Here is a 16031-nt window from a genome sequence, read left to right on the forward strand (position 1 = left end):
GATGCTTAATGCCTAAAGCAGTTGAAGCTTTAGTGGTCGATTGTGCAGTGCCTTGTTAAATTGCATTGCGCCCAACTTTCATATGAACAAGCACAACACGTTTACCGTTATTATCAATCCTCTCTTCCAGATCGTAAGGCAGAAAACCGAGTTTCTTATACAAAAGAAAACCACCTATATTTTGATTGAAACACGAGACAGTTACCTCTTGTGCCTTGTGTTTTTTAAAGGCTAAACTCATCATTTGTTTGATGAGGTAACTAGCAACACCTTCACCGCGTACACTTGAAGCTACAACCACATTCCCAATAGAACACCCTTCCTTCCCCCAACGATAGAAGTTAGCAAAAGCAACTAGATGGCCATTGTGCTCTACCACTGTTGAATCAGAACGGTCTGCGATTGATTTACTTACCTCCTCACTAGACAAGGGGAAAGACGCTGTAGGAAAACAATAAAACAACTCTTCAGGGCTATCAGGCAGCAGACAGATCTCGGTAATATCTGATTCCTTAGCTTGGCGGTACTGCACCACTTTCTCCTTGCTATCTAACGCCTTTAGCATGGGCTCGTGCTGCGAAGCAGCGCGAGTCCAACACAGCGAAGCTGTGTGTGCATGCCTAAACTTGTTATATTTCTCTCAGTTCTTTTCACTGGAATTTCACCAGATCATCAGCAGGCTAAGCCTGTAAGGAAGGTGGACCTCCCAAGAAATAATGACACTTTCTACTAGATGCTTAACATATGACTTAACTTCTCTAAAGACCTTAATAACCATAAGCAAACCCTCCTTTGGTTGAGATGATAGATAACCGATTATTTCTGATACTACAAATTGCGCCCAAAAATCGAGCGGATTTATTACAAAAAAGCCTGCCATCATCAGTCTCAGGAGGCCACCTCTGAGAGACACTAAATTGTGTTTCGGCAATTACAGTTATTATAAAAAAATTCATGAAATTTGTTAGCTTATTCTCGACTTCTTAAAAGAAATATAACGCTTCGCTAAGTGGCGAACGTTGGCGAGTCCAGTGGAGGCCGTTTTTTTGGCCGTAACGATGCTTGAGCGACTTGTTATATTTTCAACGATAAACCTACGTGTCAGAGCAATTAATATTTGAGTGATCATACTCTCCATCCAGGTAATATTTTGAATACATGTATTGGAAATATATTGCTAAACTAGTGTATGAAGCTAAATATGAAATAGCTAGCAAACCATTTTCATCACCCTTGCTATATTTATCACGAAATACAATAAGTAAAGATAAATCTTTATGAATATCTTCAATATTCATTTGCGAATCATCAATATATTCTTTGAAATAGCTACGCTTAAGATTTATTTCGAAATCAATAATTAAGGCGTAACCACCATGTTTTGAGTATTCATCAAATAAACCTATATTTTGTTTATCTAGAAAAACATCAAAAAAAGTTTCCATATCTTCTGTATGTTCATTTGAATAACCATTTTCGTTAGAGTTATTTTCAATAAGAAAGCACATCTTCTCATGTCTTGAAAAGAATATAGAAGCCTTATCCATTCGGTACCTGATTTCAGCTAACAAACGTAATCGCTCCAATGTTAATTCTCGCTCTTGGGAATAAACGCTATAAGAAAAGCCAAACGTTCCGACTATTAATGATGAAAGTACCCAAATGCCAAAAGGGGAATTAAGTAATTTCATACTGGCCATAATACTTGCCTCTTTAGTAAATATAACGCCCAAAGCAGCGGGCGGCGAAGCCGTCCGACTGCCTTTGCTTGTTAGCACGTTGCCGCTTGGTGCTACAACTTTTTAAACCTTTCGAGAAATATATCATTATCTCTATAACCGTCTATGACGCTCCAGCCAGCCATGACTTCATAAATGAAGCCCCCAATATATTTAACTTTATCCCCCGAATAAACGTCGAGGTTATTGAGGCGATGCGGATGTTGAGAGAACCTCGTCAAAAACCTCAATACCTCATGGTCATTAGCTGAAGTATTGTTCAGAGCGAATGTTACCTGTTCGGAAAACATATCTATCTCTACCAATAAATCCTGAAGCAGGCCATCATCGGACTCTAGGGCATTTAAAACGACATACCATTTTTCACTATTGTTTTCACTAAAATACTCCCTGAATTTAAGCATCTCGGGGAGGTGAAGTTTAAGTTTCCAGTCAGTGTTATAGCCTCCTGCAATGGCACGCAGACATATCTCCGTCACAGACTCTCTAAAATTTTTGTATTGCCAGAGCAAGTGCCCAACAACAGCATCATGCCTTTTCTTTTCCTGAAGCTCAGCCCGTCTCTCCGATACTGAGTTTAAAAAAAGACCGATTGAAACAATGCCCAGTATAGCTTGTGTTCCTGTCAGTATTCGCCCTGCATCAGTTATCGGAGAAATATCCCCATAACCTAATGTTGTGATTGTAACGACACTAAAATATAGGCTCTCGACAAACCCAAGTGGTGCTTTCCATAGTGAATCGGCAAGCCAGTATATGATTCCGAATATTGGAACCAGAGATAAATAAAAAATACCGACTGATCTGGGAGTTAATCTAATTTTCAATATTTCTCCGTAAGAGTGCTAACAGCTAAATATACCTAAAAGTGACGTGATATAACGCGTAAGTTTGATGTATATTTCCAAAACACTGCACAGCGTTTTGTTGATTAATTATCAATTAAAACAGACGGTTGGATAAGAAATTAGTTTCTAAAAAATCTGCAGAAAAGCATCAAAGTGATGACTATCTACATGACTAATTCTATGGTTCTGTGAGGTGACTGCTGGAAGGAGGTAATACCCTTTCTACCTGTAAACTCAGATCATCCGAGTCTGTGCTACATCCGATACTGCTACATGCACTGTTGGCATTCAACTATTAATGTTGATTCCTTGATCCTGATCTTAAGCAGCGGGCAACAAAAAACCGCCAAAAGGCGGTTCTTAAAGAGCTTTTCTAGCGAGCGGCGAAGCCGCGTTCTATGCCGAGTCCTGCTCCGCAGGGCCGCCTTCGCGCATAACGCAGTACAGACGATAGCCATAGATTGTATAAAGGCAGTTCAGGAAGCCGAAGACGATATCCAGCAGGCGACGGATCATCATGGATTCTATACCCATCATCTGCAGTAACATCTCGATCAGCAGGTTGCCGCCCAGAAGAATCACAAACAGTACGGCCAGGCCATTTAACAGGGGCCAGAAAAAGTCTGAGCTGTCGTCCCAGCTGTTTTTAAGGGCAGTGGCCGGGCCTGCTTTTTCGATGATGCAGTGGTACTCGGCAAATGCCCAGCGGATCAGTACGTAGATACCGGGGATGAAGAACAGGAACAGGCCAATCACAATACCGAAGGCGCCGAGCATCTTAGTCAGGAATAGCGGCCCCCAGCGGGACAGACCAATTTTCAGGGCGTGCAATGTGCTGATCGGTTTCTCATTAACCACTGACTCCAGATAGGCGATGGTGGCGCCGGCATAGAGTGGCAGGAAAATCAGGCTGGTGAGATAGAACATCATCACAGAGTTGTTCATCTGTGGATTTTCCGGATCAACGGACTGCATAGCAGACATGCTGATCAGTGTAATCAGTATGATGAAAGGTAGCTGGATGCGCATAATCGGCATCAAATTAGCCCGGAAAAAGAACCAGGTTTGTTTCAGATAAATGGGGACCATAGCGGCTCCGTACAAAATAACGTTATTGCGGCTGAGCCAGCAGAACTAGTTTAAAACTGCCGTTAGCGGCAACGGTCTCAATACTGTCGAACATATTCAGGGCTTTACGTTCCAGCGGAATATGCAGGTTCACCACAAAGCAGGCCACACCGTTAGCTTGTAGCCGGCGCCGGGCAGTATTAAGAAACCGGTCGGTCAGGTCGCCCTGAGTGCTAAAGCCCTGATGGAAGGGTGGATTACAGATGATCAGCGGGAATTTGCCCTGAATACCATCACCGCAATCGGCGGCGATCACTTCCGCTTCAATACCCTGACGGTCAAAGTTTTCCTGGCAGAGTCGCACGGCGGCAGCGTTGTTATCTGTCGCGGTAATTTTACCGCCTAAAGACGCACAATTGAGCGACAGGTAGCCATATCCACAGCCCAGATCAAGAATGCTTTCCGGGGCGTTGGGTAACCGTTCCAGAAACAGGTTCAGCTCTTCAATCAGGTAGGCACTGCCTTTGTCTATCTTATTCCAGCCATAGACGCCGGGTTTGCTGATATAGCTGTAGTTGTCATCGTTGGCGACTTCACGAAGTTCAGTATAGTGCTGGTCTTCGAGTAGTTCGGTATCTGCGGCGCCGGGGGAGCTGAGGATGCCCATCCAGGTGTTCTTATCCGCTTTAACCATCTCCATCTGTCCGGCAAACAGTTTCTTAGCTTTATCCAGATAGGTTTTGATACCTTCGTTTTTAAGGCCGGAGATGCAGAGTTGACCGCCAGGCTTCAGGATTCTGATGGCCTGATTAATCACATGATGAACGACCGGCTTCTCTTTCGAGATACGGTAGAGAATTTTATCCACACTGTGATCGTTGTAACCCGTAAAATCAAAGTCAGAAAAGGTTGCTTGCCAGCCGGCATCATCCAGCTGCTGGCGCAGATCGAAGCGGTTGGTGATGACGGTGACTTCAGTATTGACCCGGTTCATCTGGTTAAGCAGATTTTCATCGGCGATCCAGAGGGCGGTACCTGATGCGTTGTCCAGTTCCGGTTTTAGCAGGTTAAACGCTTTATCGATCATTTGAAGGAAGTAACCTCTTGTTCGGTAAGGAAGCGGTATTCGCCGGGTTCAAGCTGCTCATCTAATGCTATCGCGCCAACTTGCTCACGGTGCAGACCGATAACCTTATTGCCTACGGCAGCAAACATACGTTTTACCTGATGGTAACGGCCTTCGTGCAGCGTGACCCGGGCACTATTCTCAGACAGTATTTCCAGCTCTGCAGGCAGTGTTGGCTTATCTTCGTTGCGTAGCTCAATACCCTGGGCAAACTGTGCAATGTAATCTTCAGAGACCGGCTCAGCGGTAGTGACCAGATAGACTTTGTCGCACTGATGCTTAGGTGACGTCACGCGGTGGGACCATTGGCCATCATCGGTTATCAGTACCATGCCAGTGGTGTCGATATCCAGCCGGCCAGCTGGGTGAAGACCCTTGATGTTCTCCAGGTCCAGCAGATCAATCACTGTTGGGTGTTCAGGATCTTCAGTCGCACAGACCGTACCTTCAGGCTTATTCAGCATCAGGTATTTTGGGCCCGGTGGTGCCAGAATCCGACCATCCAGTTGTACTTCATCACCGGCTTTGACCTGATAGCCCTGATCCTGATTGATCTCGCCATTGACCTCAACATTTTTACATTTGATCTGACGTTTAGTCAGACTACGGGGTAAGCCGGTCACCTGGCTGAGATATTTGTCCAGTCGCATCGTTATAGATCTGCTCTACAATAAAAAAAGAGGGCTAGTATACCTCATGAGTTCATACATTCCGATAAGCCTTGAGGAAGCTGAGTAGAATGCAAAAATAGCAGTAATGCGATAAGATAGCGGCCTTTCAAATCTGACCTGTGTGATATCAAGTGAAGCTGTTCGTAGATAACCTTACTAATGTTGATTTTTCCTACCTGCATCCGCAGCGAGGCCTGCTGGGCGAGTCCTGGCTGGTACAGCTGGTGTTGGATGGAAGTTTGAATGATCAGGGTATGATCTGTGATTTTGGTATCGTTAAAAAGGCGGTAAAACAGTGGTTTGATAACTGTATCGATCACGCGCTGGTGGTCCCGGCCGGGATGGATAATCTGCAGGTTAAGCAGGCGGATGGTGAAACGTCGGTAAACTGGCAGTATCCGGCGGGCGGTAAGTTTTATTGTCGCTCCCCTGAACAGGCGATCGTGCTGGTGGATCTGGAGCAGATTACCGAAACCAGTCTGGCGCAATGGTGTCGTGATCAGTTACTGGCTATTTTCCCTGATGAGGTAAAAGGGCTGGAGATCAGTTTTGTACCTGAAGCGATCAGTGGCGCGTTTTATCAATACAGCCACGGCCTGCAGCAACATGATGGCAACTGTCAGCGTATCGCTCACGGGCACCGTTCCCGTATTGAGATCTTTCTTGATGGTCAGCGTGATACCGGTGTCGAACAGCAGTGGGCCGAAACCTACCATGATATCTATATAGGTACCCGTGACCATCTGGTGAGTGAGCCGGGTGCGGAGCATCATTACCGTTACGAAGCACCGCAAGGGGAATTTGAGATTCGTCTGCCGGCGCAATATTGCTATCTGATTGATACTGAAACTACCGTTGAGCAGATCGCCTGCCACCTTGCGCAACAGGTTAAGGCTGAGCATTCTGATCGGGATGTGATGGTAAGAGCCTTTGAAGGTGTAGGCAAAGGCGCGATTGCGACGGCCTGAGCTCGAAAGCGATCAATCACTTCATCGAACCTAAGCTATCCGCCAGGAGCTAATTGATCAGCAGATCGGCGGGGCGTCCCATGTCGGGTTTGCTGTAGTCACAGACCCCCTCCGGAAATATCTGTTCCAGCCGGGCTAGCTGAGTGCTCATATCGACCGGCTCATAGAGCCCGCTATCAAGTGCCTCTGCCACGGGTTGTAACTGACATTTGAATATATCACCACTCAGACTTTCTCCGGCTTCAGCACGTGATGTGCTGAAGATAGGAAAGTGCGCCATGCACTGGCCTTCGGGTTTGTTATTCCACTCACCGTCCCAGGTCTGGCTACCGCTGGCAATGATATTGCCCTGACGGTCGTAGCAGCGATCATTTAATCCTTCAGGTCGGGCGGTGAACAGGTCTTTGTTATCAGAAGAGTGCTGATTCTCCAGCCATTGCGACATCGCTTCTAGCGCTATGGGGGTTGGATTAAACTGCTTGTCAGACACCCAGATCAGTTGGTTGTCATGATGCCCCTGCTGTTGTAATAACCGCAGTCTGGCTGAGAATGAGGCGCTGCTGTGATGCATATCCAGTTCCTGTTCCAGATAGTGGCGCAGATCTATCACCGGGATATCCAGCTGGCCTATAAAAATGTGTCCGGCGCGGTAGGCCGCCTGAATTGCTGCCAGATCGGCCCGGGTTCTGATCGCGGGTGTCTCTCCGTCATCCGGGCTGAGGTTCATATTGTGATGGCTCCAGGGGCTGAAGTCCCAGAATGATCCCTGACCATTGAGGCGCCAAAAGTTTTCCTGTTTCAGTAGTGCCGGTTGTTTCCAACCACCGATACTGGCATTCAGATGGAGAAACTCTTTTATTGTTATCTGAAAGTTACGCAAAGCATTAAGACCATACTGAACGCCAACGTTATCCCAGGTGCGCATGGCATAACCATCTTGACGATGACCAAAAATATACTTGAGACTGTCCCAGTGACTCCAGTGCGTGGCTTGTTGTATTGGCTTACTGTAATGGGGCAGGAAACTGGCGTAGCGGGGGTTATAAACCAGCGGTGTTAAGCCGCGCCAGCTACGGACGCATTCGTTACTGCTATCAGAAAAGCGGGGTAGTAAACCCTGATTGATCAGTGCGGCGGCATAGATATAGGCGCGATTTTTGTCTTTTAATTTACCGCTGTTCAGGCCTTCTACTAATTGCCGCTGTTTACGACTTTGCCAGTCTGAACCGGGGGCCAGAACATCAAAGTAATATTCCAACAGTTCACAATCGAACACATAAGATGTCTGGCTGAGCATATCCGGATAGGCATACTGAGCGATAGCGCCATCCAACAATGAGGAGCCGTTCTGGCCGATAAGGTATTGTTGAATAGCACCGCCTGATCCGCCAATGCCGATAGTGAAATCAGGTTTACCATAGAGTGACATGAACTGACGTTTGACTCTCAGGGCGGTGTCTTCAGCCAGCCATATATCGTAATGATTAGAGGTCTGATTAGCGGTGGAGTAAGCCACTGCATAACCCGCTTTAAGCTGTTCAAAATGCTTTGCGGGAATCGATCCCGGCTTAGTTTTACCCTGACGGAAACCGATACCGACGCCGCCTTTGAACTGATAGATCAGGCGCTTATTCCAAGAGCTGGCATCGGGTTTGTCTAAACTGCCTTCAGTACCTTTGAGGGCGGCAATGCTATAGATGAAGCGGTTGATGGTGCCGGTTTCGACACGGATGATAAAGTCCTGGGTCTGACCGGCTATCTCGATTTGAGCGATGTCATCGCTGGCTTGTTCCAGGGGGTAGAATTTTTTAGTACCGGTTCGGTTATACAGGTACCAGGCGTGGGTCGGATACAGACAGTCTTTACTGTAACTCAGTCCTGTGTCGCTATCTGGCGGTGTTTTGGTGCCCCAGCCCTGGTTGTTATCAGGGGTGGGGTTTCCCAGTCCGGCATACTCTCCTTCACAGGAGAAAGGGTACTGTAGAGGGATATCATAATTTGAGGTCAGCGGGCCGGTTTGTCCCAGTTTTATCGGGTAATGGAAGCTATCCTGAGGGCGATTCCAATACCTGGGGTGGGGGCCTGTATAGGGCAGATAGCGTTGCGTAGTGACTGGCGGCAAGCCCTGAACTTTTGCATAAGGATAAACTTTCGGATCAGGCAAAAGATTTAGCAGGGTGGTCCAGTAGATGAATAGGGCGACAACGATACTAAGCAGAAGCAAAAGCAGTGTTGAGATGCCCAGATATTTATAATTCATGGCGGCATTTCAATTGAGAACGATAATGCTAAGTATAGAAGCTGAAACTGGAGTCGGAGATAGGCGGGAATAAAAAAAGCCGCGGTATCTGCCGCGGCTTTTTATCTAGCTGTTTGCTAATGCTATTTTTAAATAGCGATTGCGATATTAGCTACGTTCGATAGCCAGAGCAGTACCCATACCGCCACCGATACATAGTGTTGCCAGACCTTTCTTCGCATCACGACGCGCCATTTCATGCAGCAGTGAAACAAAGATACGGCAACCTGAAGCACCGATCGGATGACCCAGAGCGATTGCGCCACCGTTAACGTTAACGATGTCAGTATCCCAGCCCAGATCTTTGTTTACAGACATTGCTTGTGCTGCGAAAGCTTCGTTTGCTTCAACCAGATCCAGATCAGACACAGACCAGCCAGCTTTATCCAGTGCTTTCTGAGTTGCGCAGATTGGGCCAGTACCCATGATAGATGGATCAACACCTGCAGATGCGTAAGCTTTGATGCTAGCCAGCACAGGCAGACCCAGTTCAGCTGCTTTCTCTGCGGAACACAGAATTACTGCAGCGGCGCCATCGTTGATGGTAGATGCGTTACCGGCGGTTACTGAACCGTCTTTCTTAAATGCCGGACGTAGCTTGCCCAGAGCTTCAGCAGTAGCGCCGTGACGTGGCTGCTCATCGGTGTTAAATACAACATCGTCACCGCGACGCTGAGGAATGACAACCGGGATGATCTCTTCTTCAAACTTGCCAGCTTTCTGAGCGGCTTCAGCTTTGTTCTGAGATGCAGCTGCAAATGCATCCTGCTCTTCACGGGAGAAACCGTATTTCTCAACGATGTTCTCGGTCGTGATGCCCATGTGATAGTCGTTAAACGCATCCCACAGACCATCTTTGATCATGGTATCAACCATCTTCCAGTCACCCATGCGGGCACCGTTACGAGAGTTTGGCAGTACGTGAGCAGACTGGCTCATGTTTTCCTGACCGCCAGCGATAATGATTTCAGCGTCACCACAACGGATCGCCTGAGTAGCCAGCTGAATAGCTTTAAGGCCTGAACCACATACTTTGTTGATAGTCATGGCAGAAACTTCAACCGGCAGACCTGCATTGATAGTCGCCTGACGAGCTGGGTTTTGACCGCAGCCTGCAGTCAGTACCTGGCCCAGAATAACTTCGTCAACCTGATTGCCCGGTACACCGGATTTTTCCAGCAAACCTTTGATAACCGTAGCGCCAAGATCGCTGGCAGCAACAGAGGCCAGTGAACCGTTAAAATTACCTACAGCCGTACGACCGGCAGCTACAATAACAACATCACGCATGGATAGTTCCTCTTGCTTGTATATTTGCTGCAGTAGTCAAGTTTATGGCAGGTGAGTCAGCAGCCAGCCATAGCAACTCAGCAGCTTATTTTATAATCATTATTTATGGTGCAGTGCAGTACAGCATAGTCAAAAGGCAACTGCAATGGGATTAACCCGGTTAGGTGGCATCTGTAAGAAAAAAACGACACAGAACAGAATCTACCAGTTGGTTAATGAATAACCAAGCAGACCAAAGAACAATACACATAATGAGAATACGGTATCCCGGTTGGGATACCGTATAGGAGAGGTGCTGATCAGAGATCGATAACCATGTTATCGATCAGACGGGCTTTGCCCAGGTAAGCTGCTGCTACCAGAACCAGCTCGCTGTCATCGGCTTTCGCAGCCTGAAGATCATAGCGGTTACAAATGTTGTAGTAATCGCGGGAGAAGCCTGCCTCTTCAAGCACTGCCTGAGCTTCTTCCTGTAGTGCACTGTAATCAGTCCGACCCGCTTTAATCTGACTGATTGTGTTACGGATAGTGCGATTCAGTGTCGGCGCAATGGCTAGCTCTTCCGGCGTTAAATAGCCATTACGAGAGCTGAGTGCCAGGCCGTTGTCTGCACGAGCGATGGGTGATCCCTGAACTTCAACCGGCAGGAACAGATCTTCGGTCATGCGACGGATAACCATCAGCTGCTGAAAATCTTTCTCACCGAAGATAGCAACATCGGGTTGAACCATACCAAACAGCTTACAAACCACTGTTGCTACGCCGCGGAAGTGTCCGGGACGGCTTGTACCGCAATGAAGATCAGAGATGACAGGTACCTCAACCTGGGTCTGAATGACCTGGCCGTTAGGATACATCTCGTCAATATTGGGGGCGAAAAGGTAGTCGCAGTCAGCTGCTGCCAGTTTCTCAGAATCTGACTGCAAAGTGCGTGGATAGGCGTCAAGATCTTCATTTTCGCCAAACTGCAGCGGATTAACGAAGATACTGGCGACCGTAATGTCAGCCGTAGCGTTGGACTGGTGAATCAGCTGGATATGACCATCATGGAGATTACCCATAGTTGGTACAAAGCCGATTCTTTTGCCAGCACGACGCTCCGCACCGAGTGCTTTACGCAGCTCGGTGATAGAAAAAATTGTTTGCATGATTATTCGAACCCGTGTTCCGGTCCCGGAAAGGTGCCTTCCTTAACAGCATCAGCATAGGCTTTAAAGGCCCCTGCGATATCGCTGCTATCAGCCATAAAGTTTTTAACAAACTTTGGCTTACGGCCCGGAGTAATACCCAGCATATCGTGCATTACCAGTACCTGAGCATCCGTTTCAGGTCCAGCGCCAATACCGATGACTGGAATATCAACCGCTTGCGTGATCTCACCGGCCAGTATGGTCGGAACACATTCAAGTAACAGCATCGCTGCACCTGCCTGTTCCAGACGTACTGCGTCCTCGATCATCTTCTTAGCGGCACTATTATCACGTCCTTGTACTTTATAACCGCCCAGGACATTAACTGCCTGTGGCGTAAGACCCAGATGTGCACATACCGGAATGCCTCGTTCAGCCAGTAAGCTGATGGTTTCATCCAGCCAGGCAGCGCCTTCCAGTTTGACGATGTGCGCGCCAGCCTGCATTAATGCCGCTGCACTGTCCATCGCCTGTTCCGGAGTGCCATAGCTCATGAACGGCAGGTCTGCCATGATCATAGAGCCCTGATTTCCCGCTTTAACAGCAGCGGTATGGTATGCCATCTCTTCAACCGAGACTGGCAAAGTACTGTCATTGCCCTGTAATACCATGCCCAGGGAATCGCCCACTAACATCACCTCAACACCTGCGGTGCTGATAAGGTGGGAAAAACAGGCGTCATATGCTGTCAGTACCGAAAACTTCTCACCGGCCTGCTTGCGAGCCATCAGTGTATGTAGGGTAATGTTGTTCATAAGAAACCTGTCTATTTGTTACTCACACGGATGGGGATTATACCTATGCCGTATCGGATTAACTATTATCTATTGTGCATAAGCGTAACAAACGAAGTAACCCTTTGTTTATAAGGGGGTATTTTGTAAATTAAATTCTTTCAAGTGTACTTATTTCACAGTTCTTAAGATAAAAAGAGAGGTTTTTTTCACCGGGAATGCTGAGTTTTGGTGCAATTTCAGCAAGGGGATAAAGGACAAAGTTACGCTCTGTCAGATAGGCGTGGGGTACAGTCAGGCGCTCGCAGTTTATCTGCTGGTTACCGTAAAGTAACAGATCCAGGTCCAGTGTTCGGGGTCCCCAGTGCTGGATTCTGACGCGCTCATGCTTCTGCTCGAGTGCTTGTAAGGCGTCTAAAAGATCTAAGGGTGTCAGTGTCGTTTCAATGGCCGCAACCGCATTAATATAATCCGGTTGGCCAGCGGGGCCGACCGGGTCACTGCGGTACAGGCTGGAATGCATCAGGTTGCGACAGTCGGGGAGCTGTTGAAGTTCTACCAAAGCCGTTGTAACCTGAGTAACAGGGTTTTCCAGGTTGCTGCCTAAACCGATATAGCAGCGAGTCCAGCTATCAGCCATCGTTGCGCTCTTTCTTACGTGGTGGCCGACGTCTGCGCCGTTTTTTCTGAGGCTCATCCCGATTGGCTTCACGGCTCATATGGCTGCGGATCTGAGGGTTCTGAACCTGGTAGTCGGTCCACCACTGGGCCAGCCCCTCGAGGTCTTCACCGCTGTTTTCACGCAGTACCAACAAATCGTATGCTGCTCTGAAACGTGGGTGCTCCATAATTCGTTCGGCGCGTTTGCCCTGACGGCGTGGCAGGCGGAACTGTAACTCCCAAATCTCACGAATAGGCGTAGAGAAACGGCGTGGAATAGCGGTTTGGCGAATCTGCTCACCAATTACCTGATTGGCGGCTTCATGCATAGCCGGTACGGTATGCATACCCGCTTCAGTCTGTAACTGTTTCATGCGGCGCTGCATTGGATACCAGAGCAGGGCTGCAAACAGAAAGGCCGGTGTAACACTCTTGCCTTGCTGGAGTCGGCGGTCAGTATTTTGTAGGGCGTTTAGCACCAGTTTTTCAACCGGATAGCCTTCTGGATTATCGAGACAATAGACCGTTTGACCGAACAACTGTTCCATCAGGTTGTAGCGACGGAACTGGTGGTATGATGCAACGCCATGTCCAGACTGGAAAATCTTTAGTGCTTCATCAAACAAGCGTGCCGGAGCAATGTCTTTTAACAGATAGGCCAGTTCTTTTATTGGTGCTTCTGAAGCGGGTTCAATATTGAAATCCAGCTTGGCAGCAAAGCGGGCAGCTCTGAGCATTCGTACAGGATCTTCCCTGTAGCGATCGTCAGGGTTACCAATCATACGCAGGGTCTTGTTCTTCAGATCGCTGTAGCCGTTAGCAAAATCGTAAACGCAGTGATCTTTAGGACAGTAGTAGAGTGCATTGACGGTAAAGTCACGACGTAGCGCATCTTCTTCAATAGTGCCGTAAACATTGTCGCGTACAATCATGCCGCTATCATTCTGGCGGCCGTGCTCTCCGTCGCTGTTCTTCGGCTGGCTGTCGTGGCTGGCGCGGAACGTGGCAACTTCAATCAGGTCTCGGCCAAACCGGACATGCAGGAGCTTAAAGCGACGGCCTATCAGGCGTGAACGGCGAAACAGGGCATGCGCCTGTTCCGGCGTGGCATTGGTCGCTACATCAAAATCTTTTGGTCGCTTGTCTAATAGCAGATCGCGTATGCATCCGCCGACCAGGTAGCCTTCATAGCCTTCATCCTGAAGGTGATATGCGGTTTTCATCGCTGCATCATTTAGATGGCGGCGCGGGATCTGATGTTCCTCTTCAGGAATCAGACGTCGGCCCTGGCTTGACTGCTCTGCAGGCATGTGATTATCGTCCTGGCTCCGGCCAAACAGGCGGCGGATAAATGAACCGATCGGTGATGACTTATTTTCCATGGTTCTTTGAAAAAGCCCTGTGAAATTCTTGTCCGGAATGAAAGCGCGCATCATAGCACGAAATAAGCGTGAAAATATGCAAAGCTGATCGCATTTCGACCATGATCTGTGGATATTAGAAATAGTGAACCATTAAAGCGAGATGGAAGAGTAGTGCGTGATGAAAAAGTAATACGAGATGAAGAAGGAGATGGGCAAGCTGACCGCCTATTAGACAACAACGCTATTCTTAGCTTGTTGTTTTTGTTCTAAGAGCACTGATTCGGGACCGTTGTATTGGGTGTCAAATTCAGCGATCAGCTTTTAAGCCTCATTGTTATTGTTGTTCGAGGCAGGGTTACCTGACGGCACATAATCTGGGTTTTATTTTTATTATGATTATTTGCTACAAGTATTTTTTTTCTTGTTACATGTATATAAGCATGGCTTGTGCCAGTTTTTGTAACTTGTTGTTATTTAAGTAATAAGGTTTTATTTTTTATGTTTGTTACCTGTTTTCTTACAGGAGGGGTAACAAAAAGTGTTACCTAACTACCCATGCTGCAGGTGCGTAAATAGCGAAAAGTAACACTTTTGGGGGATCTGTTGTTACCTGCGGATTACTCCCCTGGTACTACTTTTAGTGCTATTTCGGTTTACGGGGGATGCCAAGTTTCTGACGGCGCTCCCACAAACATTTACGGCTCACACCGAGTTTTTTAGCCAATACCGTTTCGCTCATACTATTTTGATTTTCCAAGACAAAGCGTTGGAAGTAATCATCCAGTGAGAGGTTATGGTCGGCTCGCTGTTCAACTTTATTATCGGTGGTTTCGGCAACCAGTGAGCTACCGCTGGCGAAGCTGCTCTCTAGTGAGGCTAAGGATTCAGGTTCGATATCCAGACCCAGCAGGTCGGTCGTAATGGTATGATCGTCAGCCAGTATAACCGCACGCTCAATAGCATTCTGTAATTCGCGGACATTACCGGGCCAGTTGTAGCGAAGCATGGTATTGCAGGCGTCATCGCTGAATTTAAGTAACCGGGAACCCATTTTCTCGCAGCTTTTTTTCAGGAATTGCTGTGCAATCTGAATAATATCTTCACCCCGTTGACGCAACGGTGGCATCTGGAGCTCCATAACATAGAGGCGGTAATACAGGTCTTCCCGGAACTCGCCGGTTTTAGCCAGTGCCTTCAGGTTACGGTGTGTTGCTGCTATCAGCCTTACATCGACCGTTAGAGACTTAACCGAGCCGACCCGTCGAATCTCACTTTCCTGCAGGAAACGTAGCAAGCGTGCCTGTGCTTCCAGTGGTAGTTCGCCGATCTCATCGAGAAACAGAGTGCCGCCATTAGCCGCCTCAATCAGTCCGTTTCGGGTAGCGTCAGCGCCAGTAAAGGCGCCTTTCTCATGGCCGAAGAGTTCTGACTCGATTAGTGATTCTGGGATGGATGCACAGTTAACAGAGATCATCGGCGCGTTGGCACGGGCGCTTTGCTGGTGGATCGCCCGAGCGGCCAGCTCTTTACCTGTTCCGGATTCACCCTGTATCAACACGGTGGCATCGGTACGGGCAACTTTTTCAATACGTTTAAACAGATTCTGCATAGGCTGGCAGGTGCCAACCATCTGATTACCTGACCCTGTCGGCGCTTTCTGTTCAGTTGTATCCGCCGCAGTTTTATCTGCTTCACCCCTGAGTTTCAGGATATTGGCGATAGTTTCCAGAATCTCATCGTGGTCGAAAGGTTTAGCAATATAATCGACGGCACCCAGTTTCATGGCATCGACGGCTGAGCGCATACTGGCATAACTGGTCATGATCACGACGGGAGTGGCTTTCGCCAGGGTGATAAGATCTGTTCCCGGTGCGCCGGGAAGTCGCAGATCACTGATGATCAGATTGTAATCATTCAGATTAAACTTACTGCTCGCCTCATCAACGGAGGCGGCGTCGTCGACGTTATAATCATTACGTTCTAGCAGCCGCCGAAGGGCAGAACGGATTATAGTTTCGTCTTCAACTATCAGAATACGGCTCATTCGGTTTACCTTTGCTCAAAAACACCTGTC

General features: G+C 47.8%; 14 protein-coding genes. 1 reads left to right on the plus strand and 13 read right to left on the minus strand.

The genetic code is table 11. The features are described 5' to 3' along the window. Positions 1-55 precede the first annotated feature (55 nt). The 6 genes from EHS89_RS19560 to rsuA all read right to left on the minus strand — a co-directional run bounded on the left by EHS89_RS19560 (position 56) and on the right by rsuA (position 5431). Positions 56-532 (minus strand): GNAT family N-acetyltransferase, encoded by a 477-nt coding sequence (locus EHS89_RS19560; RefSeq protein WP_211340380.1) that lies wholly within the window; start codon positions 530-532, stop codon positions 56-58. A 562-nt stretch (positions 533-1094) separates the two neighbouring features. Then, complete coding sequence (locus EHS89_RS19575) at positions 1095-1700, minus strand: hypothetical protein (RefSeq protein WP_124927861.1); 606 nt, start codon at positions 1698-1700, stop codon at positions 1095-1097. A gap of 92 nt (positions 1701-1792) precedes the next feature. Then, positions 1793-2566, minus strand: coding sequence for a potassium channel family protein (locus EHS89_RS19580; protein ID WP_211340381.1), 774 nt, complete (start codon positions 2564-2566; stop codon positions 1793-1795). A gap of 417 nt (positions 2567-2983) precedes the next feature. Continuing rightward, positions 2984-3676, minus strand: a complete 693-nt coding sequence (locus EHS89_RS19585) for a YciC family protein (RefSeq protein ID WP_124927863.1) — start codon at positions 3674-3676, stop codon at positions 2984-2986. A gap of 22 nt (positions 3677-3698) precedes the next feature. After that, the gene (locus EHS89_RS19590; RefSeq protein WP_124927864.1) at positions 3699-4742 is read right to left on the minus strand and encodes a class I SAM-dependent methyltransferase; all 1044 of its coding nucleotides are present in this window, start codon (positions 4740-4742) and stop codon (positions 3699-3701) included. Continuing rightward, a complete protein-coding gene (gene rsuA / locus EHS89_RS19595) occupies positions 4739-5431 on the minus strand; it encodes a 16S rRNA pseudouridine(516) synthase RsuA (protein WP_124927865.1) in 693 nt (230 codons plus the stop codon). Before rsuA ends, EHS89_RS19590 begins: the two co-directional genes overlap by 4 nt. 152 nt (positions 5432-5583) lie before the next feature. Between rsuA and EHS89_RS19600 the strand changes: the two genes are divergently transcribed. Next, positions 5584-6420 (plus strand): 6-carboxytetrahydropterin synthase, encoded by an 837-nt coding sequence (locus tag EHS89_RS19600; RefSeq protein ID WP_124927866.1) that lies wholly within the window; start codon positions 5584-5586, stop codon positions 6418-6420. Positions 6421-6469: 49 nt separating this feature from the next. Here the strand turns inward: EHS89_RS19600 and EHS89_RS19605 are convergent, their stop codons facing one another. From EHS89_RS19605 to EHS89_RS19635, 7 genes are all read right to left on the minus strand, one after another. Beyond that, positions 6470-8680 (minus strand): DUF6351 family protein, encoded by a 2211-nt coding sequence (locus EHS89_RS19605; RefSeq protein ID WP_124927867.1) that lies wholly within the window; start codon positions 8678-8680, stop codon positions 6470-6472. A gap of 147 nt (positions 8681-8827) precedes the next feature. Further along, positions 8828-10009 carry an acetyl-CoA C-acetyltransferase gene (locus EHS89_RS19610; protein WP_124927868.1) on the minus strand — a complete coding sequence of 394 codons (1182 nt, stop codon included), beginning with the start codon at positions 10007-10009 and terminating at the stop codon, positions 8828-8830. 299 nt (positions 10010-10308) lie between these two features. Then, on the minus strand, positions 10309-11157 hold the full coding sequence (panC, locus tag EHS89_RS19615) for a pantoate--beta-alanine ligase (protein ID WP_124927869.1): 849 nt from the start codon (positions 11155-11157) through the stop codon (positions 10309-10311). Positions 11158-11159: 2 nt separating this feature from the next. Next, positions 11160-11954 carry a 3-methyl-2-oxobutanoate hydroxymethyltransferase gene (gene panB / locus EHS89_RS19620; RefSeq protein WP_124927870.1) on the minus strand — a complete coding sequence of 265 codons (795 nt, stop codon included), beginning with the start codon at positions 11952-11954 and terminating at the stop codon, positions 11160-11162. 130 nt (positions 11955-12084) lie between these two features. Beyond that, positions 12085-12573: a 2-amino-4-hydroxy-6-hydroxymethyldihydropteridine diphosphokinase gene (gene folK, locus EHS89_RS19625; protein WP_124927871.1), complete on the minus strand. Its 489-nt coding sequence runs from the start codon at positions 12571-12573 to the stop codon at positions 12085-12087. Next, positions 12566-13975 (minus strand): polynucleotide adenylyltransferase PcnB, encoded by a 1410-nt coding sequence (pcnB, locus tag EHS89_RS19630; protein WP_124927872.1) that lies wholly within the window; start codon positions 13973-13975, stop codon positions 12566-12568. Before pcnB ends, folK begins: the two co-directional genes overlap by 8 nt. A gap of 625 nt (positions 13976-14600) precedes the next feature. Next, complete coding sequence (locus tag EHS89_RS19635) at positions 14601-16001, minus strand: sigma-54-dependent transcriptional regulator (RefSeq protein ID WP_124927873.1); 1401 nt, start codon at positions 15999-16001, stop codon at positions 14601-14603. Between the last annotated feature and the right edge of the window lie 30 nt (positions 16002-16031).

Source organism: Amphritea balenae, assembly GCF_003858655.1.
GTDB lineage: Bacteria > Pseudomonadota > Gammaproteobacteria > Pseudomonadales > Balneatricaceae > Amphritea > Amphritea balenae.